Origin of the sequence: Enterobacter sp. BIDMC 29, assembly GCF_019378755.1 — a bacterium.
In the GTDB taxonomy this organism is placed as follows: Bacteria; Pseudomonadota; Gammaproteobacteria; order Enterobacterales; family Enterobacteriaceae; genus Enterobacter; species Enterobacter ludwigii.
The window spans coordinates 4,728,357-4,742,952 of sequence record NZ_CP080000.1 but is presented as its reverse complement, the minus strand read 5'-3'; the positions used below and the strand labels follow the sequence as shown (position 1 = coordinate 4,742,952).

Below are 14,596 nucleotides of genomic sequence, written 5' to 3'. Positions count from 1 at the left end.
GTCATGCATTGAACAGTTAATTCATCCACGCCCGGTGTTAAACACTGAGTTAAATATAGATCACTCTCACAGTGCCGCTTTCAGATTTGGGTAAAAAACGAGCAAAAGACGCGAAATAATGTTGAATTAAGAACATTCCGCAAGAGATTAATAAGACAGGAAATAAAGAAGAGCACGGCGATTGCCGTGCTCTGAGAGGGGATCAGTGTTCGCGCGTTTTGCGGAACTGGACATCAGGATAACGTTCCTGCGTCAGGTTAAGATTGACCATGGTTGGAGCGATATACGTCAGGTTATCACCGCCATCCAGTGCCAGCTGCACTTCATTCTTACGTTTAAATTCTTCGAATTTCTTCACATCAGAACACTCTACCCAGCGCGCGGTCGCCACGTTAACCGATTCATAGATCGCTTCCACGTTGTACTCGCTCTTCAGACGCGCAACGACCACGTCGAACTGCAGCACACCGACAGCGCCTACGATCAGATCGTTGTTAGCGATTGGGCGGAACACCTGGACAGCACCCTCTTCGGAAAGCTGAACCAGCCCTTTCAGCAGCTGTTTTTGCTTCAGCGGATCGCGCAGGCGAATACGACGGAACAGTTCCGGTGCGAAGTTCGGAATACCGGTGAACTTCATCATTTCACCCTGGGTGAAGGTATCGCCGATCTGAATCGTACCGTGGTTGTGCAGACCGATGATGTCGCCCGGATAGGCTTCTTCAACGTGCGAACGGTCGCCCGCCATAAAGGTCAGCGCGTCGGAGATCACCACATCTTTACCGATACGTACCTGACGCAGCTTCATGCCCTTTTCATACTTACCGGACACCACGCGCATAAAGGCGACGCGGTCACGGTGTTTCGGGTCCATGTTGGCCTGAATTTTAAAGACGAAACCGGTGAACTTCTCTTCTTTCGCTTCCACTTCACGGGTGTCAGTTTTACGTGACATCGGTTGTGGCGCCCACTCCACCAGGCCATCAAGCATATGGTCAACGCCGAAGTTACCCAGCGCGGTACCAAAGAAGACCGGGGTGATTTCACCGCTCAGGAACAGTTCTCTGTCGAATTCGTGAGATGCACCTTGAACCAGCTCCAGCTCGTCACGCAGCTGCGCGGCCAGCTCTTCACCCACAGCCGCATCCAGCTCCGGGTTATCCAGACCTTTTACGATACGGACTTCCTGAATGGTATGGCCTTTACCGGTCTGGTAGAGATAGGTTTCGTCTTTATAAAGGTGGTAGACACCCTTGAACAGCTTGCCGCAGCCAATGGGCCAGGTAATAGGCGCACAGGCAATTTTCAGCTCGTTTTCCACTTCATCCATCAACTCCATCGGGTCGCGGATGTCACGGTCGAGTTTGTTCATAAAGGTGAGGATCGGCGTATCGCGCAGACGGGTAACTTCCATCAGCTTACGGGTACGATCTTCGACCCCTTTCGCGGCGTCGATGACCATCAGACAGCAGTCCACCGCCGTCAGCGTACGGTAGGTATCTTCCGAGAAGTCTTCGTGCCCTGGGGTATCCAGCAGGTTGACCAGGCAATCATGATACGGGAACTGCATCACGGAGGTGGTAATGGAAATACCACGCTGCTTTTCCATCTCCATCCAGTCAGATTTTGCATGCTGGTTGGAACCACGGCCTTTTACGGTACCCGCAGTCTGAATCGCCTGTCCGAACAGCAACACCTTCTCGGTGATGGTCGTTTTACCGGCATCCGGGTGAGAGATAATGGCAAAAGTACGGCGCCTGGCCACCTCTTGCAGATAAGGAGACAACGTCATAATGAAATCTTCTATATAAGCGCGGCGTCAGGCCGCGCATCATGGGATACGAAAAATGCGGCTATTTTACCCATCAATGGGGGGCAGGCAATCATTGTTTACACAGGAGCTGCTCCAGTTCGTTCAATGACGTGACGGTCCAGGTCGGCTGGATACCTTCCGGCAACGTGCGACCGTGTGCATTCAGCCAGACGGTCGACAGGCCGGCGTTCATCCCGCCACGAATATCCGACTCCGCGGTGTCCCCGACCATCAGCACACGTTCACGATCGGGATTGCCCGCTTGTTCCAGCGCATAATCAAAAATACGCGGATCCGGCTTAGGTACGCCCACCTCTTCAGAGATCACCAGCGCGTCAAAATGATCGCGCAGGCCCGTACGCTCAAGGCGGATCTGCTGCAGGGCGGTAAACCCGTTGGTAATAATGCCCAGCTTCGCCTTGCCCTTCAGGGCGTCCAGCAGGGAAACCGCGCCCGGCAATGGCGCGCAGATATCCGCCATGGCATTAAGGAAGGCATCGTTAAGCGCACCCGGGCTGACGTTTAACCGCTCGGCCCAGACATCAAAGCGCTGGTGCTGCAGCTGTAACGCGGTGATGGCACCGTTCTGGTAATCCACCCACAGCGGTTTGTTTACCGCCTGATAGTCCTGAAAGTCTTCAGCGGTGAAGGTAACGCTATAATCGAGAAACATCCGCTGTAGGCCGCCAAACGAGTCAAACGTAAACAGCGTTTCGTCGGCATCAAAGAAAATCCAGTCCCATTTCATCGTTACAACCTTATTTTAGTTATCCAAGCGGCAGAGCCATTATGATGGCGTCTTCACGTCCCTCTGCGGTGGGGTAGTAGTTACGGCGGATAGTCGCCTCGTTAAAGCCTAAGCTTTCATAGAGTGCGATGGCGGCGACATTCGACGCGCGCACCTCCAGCCACAGGGTGAAAACGTCACGGGTTTCGAGCTCGCGAATGAGATACTCAAGCAGTTCTCTTCCCAGCCCCCGGCGCTGATACGCGGGATCAACCGCGATATTAAACAGCGTCGCTTCGTCCAGAACGACCTGCGTGATGGCAAAAGCGGCCATCGTGCCGTCGACGTCCAGACGGTAATTCAGATACCGCTCGCCCTGATTGCTGGCGAGGGTTTTTTCGCTCCATGGAAAAGCATGGGCGCGCGTTTCAATCGCGTACGCCGCGGTCAGATCAGGCGTCGTGAGGGAAGAAATCGTGTTCATAGTCGCAGATTTGTTGCCATAGCGCGCTGCGCGCTTTTGGGTTGGCTTTCAGTTCGTCCAGCGCTGGCGAGCAGATCTGGCTCCCTTCCAGGGAGACCTCATCGATGTCTCCCATACGCCAGCTGTTGCAGCGGCTGTCGGATGGCAGCATGGTGACCCTGTCTGGCGTAAGCTGTAAAACCTGTTCAGTGGTCAGCTTCAGGCTACGAAGGACATCACCAATAAGGGGTTCATTCAGGGCAGGCAGTTCCTCCGCCACCATCACCAGCCGGACGTGCGCAGGGATGGAGATGGCGATTTCGCCCTGCAACGCCGTCGGGCGACGCAAGGCCCACTGGGTGATGCCCAGTTGCTGCAACTGCCAGTCTCGTCGGGATGTCATAGGGAAAACTCCTGTCTCTCAGGCGCGCAAATATAGCAAATGTGTCGAAACTGCGCCATCTACCTACTATAATCCCCGCCTGAGTTAATTGAGGAACAATTCATGTCTGCATTTACCCCGGCAAGTGAAGTCTTGCTGCGTCACAGTGATGATTTCGAAGAAAGCCGTATTCTGTTTGCCGGAGATATGCAGGATGACCTGCCCGCACGTTTCGACTGTGCTGAAAGCCGTGCCCACACCCAATACTACCACCACTGGCAGGTACTGAGCCGCCAGATGGACGACCGCGCGCGCTTTAGCCTGGTCGCTGAACAGAGCGACATCGCCGACTGCGACACGCTCATCTACTACTGGCCGAAGAACAAGCCAGAAGCCCAGTTCCAGCTGATGAACCTGCTTTCTCTGCTGCCCGTTGGCTGCGATATTTTCGTGGTCGGTGAGAACCGCAGCGGCGTTCGTAGCGCAGAACAGATGCTGGAAGGCTATGCGCAGCTGAATAAAATCGACAGCGCCCGTCGCTGTGGCCTGTATCACGGCCGTCTGGAAAAACAGGCGACCTTTGATGCTGAGAAATTCTGGGATGAGTATCAGCTTGACGGTCTGACCATTAAAACTCTGCCTGGCGTCTTCAGCCGCGACGGTCTGGACGTGGGCAGCCAGCTGCTGCTCTCCACCCTGACGCCACATACGAAAGGCAAAGTGCTGGATGTCGGCTGTGGCGCGGGTGTACTGGCGACCGTACTGGCGAGCCATTCGCCAAAAGTGCGCTTAACCCTGTGCGATGTGAGCGCCCCGGCGGTTGAAGCAAGCCGCGCAACGCTTGCTGCAAACGGCCTGGAAGGCGACGTGTTTGCCAGCAACGTCTTCTCTGATGTGAATGGCCGTTTCGACATGATCATCTCCAACCCGCCGTTCCACGATGGCATGGAAACCAGCCTTGAAGCGGCGCAAACGCTGATCCGTGGTGCAGTACGTCATCTGAACAGCGGGGGTGAACTGCGTATCGTGGCTAACGCCTTCTTACCGTACCCGAAAGTGCTGGATGAAACCTTTGGCTTCCATGAAGTCATCGCCCAGACGGGTCGCTTTAAGGTTTACCGCACCGTGATGACGCGTCAAGCTAAGAAGTAATCCCCTTATCTGGCAGGCCGGATACGCGTAACCGCTATCCGGCAAAACCTGGCGCTACCATCGGCCATTTTTGCAGCAATCAAAACAGCGTGCGCATTTTTCTGTTGACGTAAAGCTGAAAACATCTAGAATGCGCCTCCGTGGTTACGATACTTTTACAGTGTCGATGGTATGCGAAGGTGGCGGAATTGGTAGACGCGCTAGCTTCAGGTGTTAGTGTCCTTACGGACGTGGGGGTTCAAGTCCCCCCCCTCGCACCATAAATCACGTTGATATTGCTCGCACTGGGCGAAGGTGGCGGAATTGGTAGACGCGCTAGCTTCAGGTGTTAGTGTTCTTACGGACGTGGGGGTTCAAGTCCCCCCCCTCGCACCAACGAGGCGATATCAAAAAAGTAAGATGACTGTGCGAAGGTGGCGGAATTGGTAGACGCGCTAGCTTCAGGTGTTAGTGTCCTTACGGACGTGGGGGTTCAAGTCCCCCCCCTCGCACCAATTATCTTACATCCTTTCTGACGTTCTTCTCGCTTTCCGCTTATTTCAAACTCATCAGTATCACCAGAATTCCACTGACCAGTGCTACGCATGACGGCAGTAACACAAAGTGGCGCAGCTGTTTATGCCAGATCATCCCTGACGTCACTAACAGTCCTGACACAATGAGCGCTTTCCAGACATCAATGGAGAGATCGGCAAACATCAGACCGCCAAGAATCGCCCCCGGCAGTAACACTCCCCAACCACTTCCCAGCGCCCTGTTCAACATGGTTCGCCCTCTTACACTGATAATGATAACCAATATCATATGATATCAATTATCATTTGTCAGCACGATTAATCAAAAACTCTCCCCCTTTACCTTTCCTGTAATGACAGGAAATGCCTAAGGTGATAAATTGCTCACCTGTTAACTAGACCTAAAGATTTTCTGATAATTACTCTTTGAGTTTTTTGCATCTTTCATTGCGAAACAACACCTATTTACCTGTTTTAATTAAATATTAATAAAAACGCACTACTATGACATCACAATCCTGGCGGTCTTTGGTCCACAGTAAATATCAATTATCGTTACGTTTATTTTTATTTCTGAACGCGACCTCAGCTGTGTTCTCGGTAACAAACCCGCTCTATTCTATTCGCCTGTTATCAGTCCCCCTGATTTCTATTTTTGTTATCAGCACCGGGCTGCTCGTCTGGCACTGGAAAAAGAGAACCCGCAAGGTAAATATTCCTGCCGTTTCAGCGATCTTCGGTATTTTATGGGCGTGGCAGGTGGCCTCGAAATTTTCGTTAATTACCCACGATCAGGCGACCTATTTGATCATGGCGTTATTAACGGTACTGTTTATTGGTACGCTGGCCTTCGCCAGTAATATCAAAGCATTTACGCTGCACTCCTTCCCCACCTTTATTGTCTGCCTGTGGTTAAGTAATCATGATATATGGCTGAGAATGACCTATTCTTTCGCACTTCCTGTGGTAGCAATTGCGATTCATAACATTTTGCAAAGACGTAACGATCGCTTCGCGCAGGAACTGCTCTCCCGTTTGCTGGAGGAGCGTGAGACCCTCACCGATCTGAGCATGATGGACCCGCTTACCGGCCTTTATAACCGTCGCGGACTGCAAAGCCGGCTGGAGGATCTTCCGGCAGTGGAGAACGGCGAGCACTTTGTCCTGCTGATGGATATCGACCACTTTAAAGCCTACAACGACCACTACGGCCATATGATGGGCGACCAGGCGCTGATCCGGGTCTCTGCTGCCATCCGTGATGCCGTGCGTTCACGTGATATTGTGGCGCGCTTCGGCGGGGAAGAATTTATGGTTCTGCTGACCAATATTTCTCTCGAGCATGCCCGCCAGACGGCAGAGCGGATCCGCCAGAAAGTCTACGATTTAAAAATCCCGCATATGTTCAATGAAAGCGTGGCGACAAACGTCACCATCAGCATTGGAATTGCCATTTTTGAGGATGAAGACGCCGAAGGTGCACTGGAGAAAGCGGACAAAGCCCTCTACGAAGCAAAGCATATGGGGCGCAATAACATCCTGCTGAGCGAAGAGCTTCAGACCGCGTAAGCGCGGCGTCATATAACGAGGACAAAAGTCTTGCCATCGGTATGAGCAATAGTTAGGATTGGCAATCATTATCATTTAGATTTGTATCTATACTATGGCTACTCATACCGCACAAATCGTTGAACCACTTCTCTGGAGAGCCCGCCTCCCCACCGGGAATGTTTCGCTTGCGGATGCCATCAGGGATAAGATCGCTAAAACCCGCGCCCACCTGCTGGACTTTATCAGGCTGGATGAAGCGCACCCGCACCACGCCATGACGCTGGAAGAGTGGCGACAGCCGTCGACACTGCAGTCGTTGCTGGCAACCTATTCCGACCATATCTATCGCAATCAACCGACCCTTACGCGGGAAAACAAACCCCTGCTCTCCCTCTGGGCGCAGTGGTATATCGGGCTGATGGTGCCCCCACTCATGCTGGCGCTGCTCACTCAAGAGGGCATGCTGGAACTCTCCCCGGAATATTTTCATGTCGAGTTCCACGAGACCGGCCGTGCGGCCTGTTTCTGGATTGATCTCCACGAAGACCAGAACGCGGAGCACCTCTCTGCTCTGGAACGTATGGAGCAGCTCATAACTCGCGCCCTGATCCCGGTGGTGGATGCGCTGGAAGAGACGGGGGAAATCAACGGGAAGCTTATCTGGAGCAATACCGGGTATTTAATCCACTGGTATTTGACGGAAATGAAACCTCTGCTCGGTGATGAGAAGGTCGAGGCCCTGCGCCAGTCCTGTTTCTTTGCAAAACAGCTTTCCGATGGCCGCGATAACCCGTTATTCCGCACCGTGGTCCTTCGTGACGGGCTTCTGGTTCGCCGCACCTGCTGCCAGCGTTATCGCCTGCCGGACGTTCAGCAGTGTGGAGATTGTACGCTCAAGTAAGGTCAGGTGTTGCCGGGCCGCATTAACGCTGACCCGGCATCCGTTTCTCACGCTATCTGCTGATTTTCCTCTTCCGCATTACGTTGCGCTTCTTCTGCTTCCTGCTCCAGCAGTTGCTTCTCGTACACTTTAAAGAACGGGAAGTAGATGATGGCCGATACGCACGCCAGGACCACCACCAGAATGGCTGCACGGAAATCCCAGCCCAGCGCCCATGCGGCACCTACCGGTGCAGGTGCCGTCCACGGCACAACGGAGATCACGCGGCCAATCAAATCGAACTTCATCGCCGACCAGGCCAGCACGGCGTTAACCATGGGTGCCAGCAGGAACGGAATAAAGAACACCGGGTTCATGACAATCGGCGTACCGAAAATAACGGGTTCGTTGATGTTAAAGAGGCTTGGCACCACGCTCAGGCGGCCGATAGAACGCAGATGAGCGGAGCGGCTGCGCAGGTAGCAGAACACCAGCCCCATCGTGGCACCTGACCCCCCGATGACGATAAAGAACGTCCAGAACGCTTCCATAAAAATATGCGGCAGCGGCTGGCTGGCGGCCAGCGCGGTCTGGTTAGCGCCCAGGTTGGTCAGCCAGAACATCTGCAACATCCCGGAGACAATCGCGGCACCGTGGATCCCGGCGAACCACAGCAAATGCCCAATCAACACCGCCAGCAGGATTGCCGGCAGGGAGTCTGCGGCGGAAACCAGCGGTTTGAAGACAGACATAATCGCCTGCGGGATCAGCATGCCAAACTCAGACTGAATCACCAGACTCAGCGGGTAAAGCGTCAACACCACCACCAGCACCGGGATCAACAGGTCAAAGGAGTTTTTGATCATCGGCGGAACCTGGTCCGGCAGACGGATCCCGATGTTATGCGCTTTCAGAAAACGCATCATCTCAACGCAGTAGATAGCCACCAGAATCGCGGTAAAAATGCCTGTCCCGCCGAGGCTGTCGACCGGAAGCGTGCCTTTGGTTTTCGGCGCCGCGACCAGCAGAAACGCCATCAGCGACAGCATGGCGCACATAAACGGGTCTAACTGATGCGATTTGACATAGTGTTTGCCAAGGTTATAGGCAATGGCCGCGCAGATATACAGGGACATAACGCCCATGGTCATATCAAACGGCGTGAGGATCTGACCTTCAAATTGCTTCGCCATGTCCAGCCAGGCGCGCGCGAAACCCCAGGTGGTATCAGGAGAAAACGGTGGATACGCGAAGACGAGTAAAAATGAACCCACAATCATGAACGGCATCGCGGAGATAAAGCCATCACGAATAGCCATAACATGACGCTGGGAGGAGATCCGCCCGGCAATCGGGCTGACGTAATTTTCTACAAAACGAAATATCAGATTAAATGCAGCATGGTTGGCAGACATAGCAGATCTCCTTTCAGACGTTTATGACGGGCGCATGCACGCCATACGTTGGTCCATACATCACCTTCACAACCTTGCCGGCGCGTTTACCAGCGGTACTGCTCAGACGGAATGGTTTCATATTTAGCTCTTATTATTGGATACAGGGGACGTTACACAGTCAGTATTAATCTCTCACTCACGGTCTGCAACCGGTTACTGTAACCGGTTTCCGTGAATGTGAAGGCGATCCAGAAATCGGCCGTGTGGGATATTTGTTACTGAAGAGATATTTACAGAGCATAAATTCTTATGACAGATTACGCGGGATATTTGTCAGGAGGAAACAATGAGTTTGCAGTCTGTACAGCAGTTTTTTGCCGACAACGCTCCGGATATAGAGGTTATTGAACTTAGCCAGAGTACCGCAACCGTTGCGTTGGCTGCTGCCGCCCATCGTGTTGAGCCGGGACAAATCGCCAAAACGCTGTCGTTGAAGGTTAAAAATGACGTCATTCTGGTGGTCGCGAAAGGTGATGCGCGTCTGGATAATAAAAAACTGAAAGACACGTTTGGCGCAAAAGCACGCATGCTCAGTTGTGATGAAGTGGTCACCATCACGGGTCATCCTGTTGGCGGCGTGTGCCCGTTTGGGCTGGAAAATCCGCTCGCGGTTTATTGCGATATTTCACTGAAACAGTATGCTGAAGTGCTGCCGGCCGCGGGTGCAATTCACAGTGCCGTGCGTATTTCACCCGACAGAATGGCAGAACTGACGTCCGCAAAATGGGTGGATGTGTGCATCTGAATGAGGCGCCAGAGCCTGTCTGGCGCACAGATATCAGCTTATAAAAATGTCGGCTGGCTTAATACTGATGTTCGCGGATCCCGGGCCGGGAGATGAGTCAGAATATCTGCCGCATCAAGCAGCCCCACGTCAGAATTGACCCCAAGCTTCACCATCGCATTAAACTTGTGCGCCCGGATGGTCTTAATATTGCGCTCAAGCTGCGCGGCGATTTCAGGAATAGAAAACCCGCAGGACATATACCGCAAAATCGCCCGCTCCGTTGGGCTTAACATCCTGTTTTGACTCTTGTACCAGTGGTTGAGCATATTGTCATTGATGTGCAGCGTTTCACTCAGCAACACCAGCAACTCCTCCTGCAGGCGGTCGAGCGACACCGATTTACTGACGACACCGTGAAGGCGTGAAGGGGAAAGATGGCTGATTAACCGCGCTTCCATTTCATCTGCCGCCAGGATGATGCGCTGAATATGATTATGCGTAAACGCGAGATCCCGCAGGGATGCCAGGCAGTTTCGACGCTCTTCTCGCGCATCAGAAAGTGAATAGATCAGCGAGAAAAAAGAGACATGAGGAAGCGCCTTCTTAAAGCTGTCAAATTCACTGAACATGTGCAGTTGATAATGGCTGAGCGTGGGCAGTACAAACAGGTGCTCCAGCCCGACGGCACTCATCGCGCAATTTTCGATGACGGCAATATGTCTTGTTGAACCGGTTTTATCCATTCCTCGAACTCTCCATAGGCTGACATTAAACTCAGCTCTCTCAATCCCTGAGTACTGTTGATCCAGGCGTACAGATCGGCATTACTCCGTAATGACAACCGTCGCATCGCACTGTTTTTCTGTGCACTGATCGTTTTATTGCTCTTCTTGAGCAAAGTGGCAATTTGGTTAATCCCCCAGCCCTTGCCTAACAGACGCAATACCTTGCGTTCAGAGTGGGTGAGCGCAATGACGCGGTCGTCTTCATCATCGTTACAGGCAGGCTCGGGCGTTAATAACGTCTGGCTTATCCGCTCTGCCCGTTCACTGCCTGCACGGATGGCGTTAATTACGCCTTCTATCGGCTCCATATCAGAAAGCAACGTGCTTTCCGGACGCATAAGCAGCTCAACGGCAATAGGGTAAAGCGGCCGGGAGACTAAAAAAATCCAGTGAATATCCCGATATTGATTTAATAAACCGTAATATTCTTCGAGCGTGCTCCGGGGATTCCTGTATTCACCTGAAATATCAGCGATAATGACGTCTGCACGCCGTAACTGCAGTAGGGTTAATTCCTGCAGCGAACGGCAAAACGTTAAATCAAAATCGGCAAAATGGCGTGTCATCACGCCCCCCAACCCGTTTTGCATTACGGGTATTCTGCTAATGACGACGCCATGTTTACCATTCAATGACGACATAGACCCTCCGTGTCCATTTTCATATGATGAGTAACGTTAAAACGCATCAAGGTATAAGTGTATTCGTCCCTGAGTGTAAAACTGATTAATACAAGCAGAAGATGAGATGTGTGCTTCATTTAAGAAATGCCTAAAACAGCGGTAATATCTCACAAAGCACAGATAAATTTAATTATAAAGGCCTTAAAATAATTAAAATATAAACTTAGTAAAACTAAATATAAATATCTTATATTTCCCAATTAATAATTCATCATATTTATGACCCAAAACCGCATCCCGCCGCCAGACAGCCCGCAACTGTTTGCATAAAGCTTGATCTGACCCACAGCTAGAGGCACTGCAGTTTGTGCTAAAAGTAAGCATGACGGGCCATCAGGCAAGCTATTCACCTTCTCTTCAGGACATGACATGCAGGCAGATCGATCAACGCAGCGTGCCATCACGCGGCTCTGTATTCAGTGCGGTCTTTTTCTGCTCCAGCACGGGGCGGAAAGCGCGCTGGTCGAGGAACTCTCCACCCGGTTGGGGCTGGCGCTGGGTATGGACAGCGTTGAGAGCGCCATTTCATCCAATGCTATCGTGTTGACCACCATAAAAGACGGTCAGTGCCTGACCTCCACCCGCAAAAACCACGACCGCGGCATCAATATGCACGTTGTAACCGAGGTCCAGCATATTGTCATTCTTGCTGAGCATAAGCTTCTCGACCTGCACGACATTGAAAAACGGTTCAACCAGATTAAGCCCTTACGTTATCCCCGCTGGCTGGTGGTGTTAATGGTCGGGCTGTCCTGCGCCTGTTTTTGTAAGCTCAACAAAGGCGGCTGGGACGGCGCGGTCATCACCTTTTTCGCCAGCAGCATCGCTATGTACGTGCGCCAGCTCCTGACGCACCGCCAACTCCACCCGCAAATTAATTTCTGCATTACCGCTTTTGTCGCCACCACGGTTTCTGGCCTGCTGCTTCGTCTGCCGCAGTTTGCCAACACGCCGACGATTGCCATGGCGGCCAGCGTGCTTCTGCTGGTGCCCGGCTTCCCGTTGATTAACGCCGTAGCCGATATGTTTAAGGGGCACATCAATACCGGTCTGGCACGCTGGGCGATTGCCAGCCTGCTGACGCTTGCAACCTGCATTGGTGTGGTAATGGCCATGACACTCTGGGGGTTACGCGGATGGGCGTGATCGATTTTCTGCTGGCGCTGGCGCAGGATATGCTGCTGGCCGCGATCCCTGCCGTCGGTTTTGCGATGGTCTTTAACGTTCCGCAACGCGCGTTACCGTGGTGCGCGCTATTGGGTGCTATTGGTCATGGCTCGCGAATGGTGATGATGACGGCGGGATTCAACATTGAATGGTCAACATTTATGGCCTCAATGCTGGTCGGTAGCATCGGAATTCAGTGGTCGCGCTGGTATCTGGCGCATCCCAAGGTGTTCACCGTCGCCGCCGTTATCCCGATGTTCCCCGGCATATCTGCCTATACGGCCATGATTTCCGCGGTAAAAATCAGCCATTTCGGCTACACCGAACCGCAAATGATCCTCCTTCTGAGCAACTTTCTTAAGGCTTCGTCCATTGTCGGTGCGCTCTCTATCGGACTGTCGATCCCCGGACTGTGGCTGTACCGCAAACGTCCACGGGTTTGAGATTTGTGTTATTACGCTGCCGTGAGGATAATCACTCCCATCCGTTTGGTGACGATAAGGAAAGGATGTGGCTAACCCAGGCAGCGAACTCCCCGAGCACAATGAAGAATCCAGCCTGAAAGAGAAAATCTTTCAGAGCGCTATCACGCTGTTTGCCGAATACGGGTTGAACGGTGCCCGCATGGAACAAATTGCGGAGAAAGCCGGCACCACCAAACGCATGGTTGTTTACCACTTCAAAAACAAAGAGAACCTGTATCTTCTCGTGCTGGAGTATGTTTACACCCAGATCCGCGCCAGTGAACAGGCGCTCAGCCTGGCGGGAATGCCCCCTGTCGAAGCACTGGTTCATCTGGTTGAAGCCACCTTTGACTACCATGCCGACCACCCGGATTACATCCGCATTATCTGCATGGAAAACATGCAGCGTGGCCGTTTTATGCAGCAGTCCAGCTACCTCCGCCAGGTCAACCGCAGCGCGCTTGATCTGCTGGAAGCGATCCTCCGTCGCGGGAAAGAAAAGCAGTTGTTCAATCAGACGGTTGAAGCCCGCGATCTGCATCGTTTGATCAGCAGTTTCAGCTTCCACTACGTTGCCAACAGCTACACCTTCACCCTGCTGTTTGAAGAAGGTGCGGACGAACAGGCACAGCGCCAGCACTACCGCAAAATGGCCGTTCAGGTGGCGCTCCGCTATACCTGCCCATAAAATAGCTTGCAATTAAATCGCACACTATCTATATTCATCTCATGAACGCGAAAACGAACGACACGACCGCTGCGCTCCTGCTGGATAACCAGCTCTGCTTTGCTCTCTATTCAGCAAATCTGGCGCTGAACAAGCTGTACCGGCAACTGCTGGCACCGCTGAACCTGACTTACCCGCAATACCTGGTGATGCTGGTGCTGTGGGAGCAGGATGACATTACGGTGTCGGACATCGGTGAACGGTTGTTCCTTGACTCTGCCACGCTGACGCCGCTGTTGAAGCGTCTGGAAAGCGCGGGGCTGATAAACCGCCACCGCTCACGTAAAGACGAGCGTCAGGTCGCCGTCACCCTGAGCGATGCGGGACGTCATCTCGAGAAGCAGGCTTCCGGGATCCCCCATGCAGTGGGATGCGCCGCCCAGTGTGATACTGAGACCATGTTGTCACTTAAGCAGCAGCTGGAACGTTTGCGACAACAGATCCAACGCGCGTAAGGCTATACTTTACACGTATTTATTTACCCATATATATCGCACGCTATTTAATAGCGCACATTAATGTAAGATGAGGAATCTGCCATGTCTTTAGAAAAAGTTGTCTACACTGCCAAAGCAAAAGCAACCGGAGGCCGTGATGGCCGTGCGACCTCTTCCGACGGCGTACTGGACGTTAAACTCGGCGTGCCAAAAGAGATGGGCGGCATGGGCGGTGACGTCACCAACCCTGAGCAGCTGTTTGCTGCCGGCTACTCTGCCTGCTTCCTGGGTGCCATGAAGTTTGTAGCCGCTCGCGACAAATTTACCCTGCCGAAAGAGGCCTTTATTGAAGGCGAAGTGGGGATTGGGCCGCTGCCAACCGGTTTTGGTATCGAAGCAAAACTGAACATCCACGTTGAAGGTATGGATCCTGCAGAAGCCAAAAAACTGGTCGATGCAGCACACATTGTGTGTCCGTACTCTAACGCGACCCGCGGTAACATCGACGTAACGCTGAACATTATCGCCTGATAACTGCCTGATGGCGTTACGCTTATCAGGCCAGCCGTTGACGCCCCGGCAGGCATCGCGCCGCCGGGGAAAACCCCTCCTTCCCTTCCCGCTCTCTGTGCTACCATAAGCCCATATCACGCCCGTAGTTATCAG

General features: G+C 52.7%; 17 protein-coding genes and 3 tRNA genes. 12 read left to right on the top strand and 8 right to left on the bottom strand.

The window, feature by feature from the left end; genetic code table 11:
* Positions 1 to 202 precede the first annotated feature (202 nt).
* From prfC to JTA15_RS20585, 4 genes are all read right to left on the bottom strand, one after another.
* Positions 203 to 1,792 carry a peptide chain release factor 3 gene (gene prfC / locus JTA15_RS20600; protein WP_014168520.1) on the bottom strand — a complete coding sequence of 530 codons (1,590 nt, stop codon included), beginning with the start codon at positions 1,790 to 1,792 and terminating at the stop codon, positions 203 to 205.
* Between the two features lie 91 nt (positions 1,793 to 1,883).
* Complete coding sequence (gene yjjG / locus JTA15_RS20595) at positions 1,884 to 2,561, bottom strand: pyrimidine 5'-nucleotidase (protein ID WP_014168519.1); 678 nt, start codon at positions 2,559 to 2,561, stop codon at positions 1,884 to 1,886.
* A gap of 19 nt (positions 2,562 to 2,580) precedes the next feature.
* The gene (rimI, locus tag JTA15_RS20590) at positions 2,581 to 3,024 is read right to left on the bottom strand and encodes a ribosomal protein S18-alanine N-acetyltransferase (RefSeq protein WP_014168518.1); all 444 of its coding nucleotides are present in this window, start codon (positions 3,022 to 3,024) and stop codon (positions 2,581 to 2,583) included.
* Positions 2,993 to 3,406, bottom strand: a complete 414-nt coding sequence (locus tag JTA15_RS20585) for a DNA polymerase III subunit psi (RefSeq protein ID WP_086463019.1) — start codon at positions 3,404 to 3,406, stop codon at positions 2,993 to 2,995. The genes rimI and JTA15_RS20585 overlap by 32 nt, the downstream gene beginning before the upstream one ends.
* Before the next feature lie 102 nt (positions 3,407 to 3,508).
* On the opposite strand from JTA15_RS20585, the gene rsmC reads away from it, so the two are divergent.
* The 4 genes from rsmC to JTA15_RS20565 all read left to right on the top strand — a co-directional run bounded on the left by rsmC (position 3,509) and on the right by JTA15_RS20565 (position 5,031).
* Positions 3,509 to 4,537, top strand: a complete 1,029-nt coding sequence (gene rsmC, locus JTA15_RS20580; RefSeq protein ID WP_014168516.1) for a 16S rRNA (guanine(1207)-N(2))-methyltransferase RsmC — start codon at positions 3,509 to 3,511, stop codon at positions 4,535 to 4,537.
* 173 nt (positions 4,538 to 4,710) lie between these two features.
* Positions 4,711 to 4,797 (top strand) — tRNA-Leu (locus JTA15_RS20575).
* A gap of 28 nt (positions 4,798 to 4,825) precedes the next feature.
* Positions 4,826 to 4,912, top strand: a tRNA-Leu gene (locus JTA15_RS20570).
* A gap of 32 nt (positions 4,913 to 4,944) precedes the next feature.
* A tRNA-Leu gene (locus tag JTA15_RS20565) sits at positions 4,945 to 5,031 on the top strand.
* 40 nt (positions 5,032 to 5,071) lie between these two features.
* Here the strand turns inward: JTA15_RS20565 and JTA15_RS20560 are convergent.
* Complete coding sequence (locus JTA15_RS20560) at positions 5,072 to 5,341, bottom strand: DUF1435 domain-containing protein (RefSeq protein WP_062777987.1); 270 nt, start codon at positions 5,339 to 5,341, stop codon at positions 5,072 to 5,074.
* Between the two features lie 215 nt (positions 5,342 to 5,556).
* Between JTA15_RS20560 and JTA15_RS20555 the strand changes: the two genes are divergently transcribed.
* Together JTA15_RS20555 and fhuF are read left to right on the top strand one after the other, a co-directional pair.
* Positions 5,557 to 6,621, top strand: coding sequence for a GGDEF domain-containing protein (locus tag JTA15_RS20555; protein WP_219372668.1), 1,065 nt, complete (start codon positions 5,557 to 5,559; stop codon positions 6,619 to 6,621).
* A gap of 94 nt (positions 6,622 to 6,715) precedes the next feature.
* A complete protein-coding gene (gene fhuF, locus JTA15_RS20550) occupies positions 6,716 to 7,504 on the top strand; it encodes a siderophore-iron reductase FhuF (protein WP_219372667.1) in 789 nt (262 codons plus the stop codon).
* A gap of 47 nt (positions 7,505 to 7,551) precedes the next feature.
* Here fhuF and JTA15_RS20545 read toward each other — a convergent pair whose 3' ends face one another.
* Complete coding sequence (locus tag JTA15_RS20545) at positions 7,552 to 8,898, bottom strand: PTS cellobiose transporter subunit IIC (protein WP_014168512.1); 1,347 nt, start codon at positions 8,896 to 8,898, stop codon at positions 7,552 to 7,554.
* Between the two features lie 328 nt (positions 8,899 to 9,226).
* On the opposite strand from JTA15_RS20545, the gene JTA15_RS20540 reads away from it, so the two are divergent.
* Entirely contained in the window at positions 9,227 to 9,685 is a 459-nt protein-coding gene (locus JTA15_RS20540; RefSeq protein WP_014168511.1) for a YbaK/EbsC family protein, read from the top strand.
* Positions 9,686 to 9,723: 38 nt separating this feature from the next.
* Here JTA15_RS20540 and bglJ read toward each other — a convergent pair whose 3' ends face one another.
* Both bglJ and JTA15_RS20530 read right to left on the bottom strand, forming a co-directional pair.
* Positions 9,724 to 10,359: a DNA-binding transcriptional activator BglJ gene (bglJ, locus tag JTA15_RS20535; protein WP_219373273.1), complete on the bottom strand. Its 636-nt coding sequence runs from the start codon at positions 10,357 to 10,359 to the stop codon at positions 9,724 to 9,726.
* The gene (locus JTA15_RS20530; RefSeq protein WP_219372666.1) at positions 10,356 to 11,093 is read right to left on the bottom strand and encodes a response regulator transcription factor; all 738 of its coding nucleotides are present in this window, start codon (positions 11,091 to 11,093) and stop codon (positions 10,356 to 10,358) included. Before JTA15_RS20530 ends, bglJ begins: the two co-directional genes overlap by 4 nt.
* A gap of 411 nt (positions 11,094 to 11,504) precedes the next feature.
* On the opposite strand from JTA15_RS20530, the gene JTA15_RS20525 reads away from it, so the two are divergent.
* The 5 genes from JTA15_RS20525 to JTA15_RS20505 all read left to right on the top strand — a co-directional run bounded on the left by JTA15_RS20525 (position 11,505) and on the right by JTA15_RS20505 (position 14,461).
* Positions 11,505 to 12,281, top strand: coding sequence for a threonine/serine exporter ThrE family protein (locus tag JTA15_RS20525; RefSeq protein WP_014168508.1), 777 nt, complete (start codon positions 11,505 to 11,507; stop codon positions 12,279 to 12,281).
* Positions 12,272 to 12,745: a threonine/serine exporter gene (locus tag JTA15_RS20520; RefSeq protein ID WP_020885295.1), complete on the top strand. Its 474-nt coding sequence runs from the start codon at positions 12,272 to 12,274 to the stop codon at positions 12,743 to 12,745. Before JTA15_RS20525 ends, JTA15_RS20520 begins: the two co-directional genes overlap by 10 nt.
* A 67-nt stretch (positions 12,746 to 12,812) precedes the next feature.
* The gene (locus JTA15_RS20515; protein WP_020885296.1) at positions 12,813 to 13,454 is read left to right on the top strand and encodes a TetR family transcriptional regulator; all 642 of its coding nucleotides are present in this window, start codon (positions 12,813 to 12,815) and stop codon (positions 13,452 to 13,454) included.
* A 41-nt stretch (positions 13,455 to 13,495) separates the two neighbouring features.
* A complete protein-coding gene (locus tag JTA15_RS20510; protein ID WP_040018568.1) occupies positions 13,496 to 13,948 on the top strand; it encodes a MarR family winged helix-turn-helix transcriptional regulator in 453 nt (150 codons plus the stop codon).
* Positions 13,949 to 14,032: 84 nt separating this feature from the next.
* The gene (locus tag JTA15_RS20505; protein ID WP_006174091.1) at positions 14,033 to 14,461 is read left to right on the top strand and encodes an organic hydroperoxide resistance protein; all 429 of its coding nucleotides are present in this window, start codon (positions 14,033 to 14,035) and stop codon (positions 14,459 to 14,461) included.
* The last annotated feature ends 135 nt before the right edge of the window (positions 14,462 to 14,596 follow it).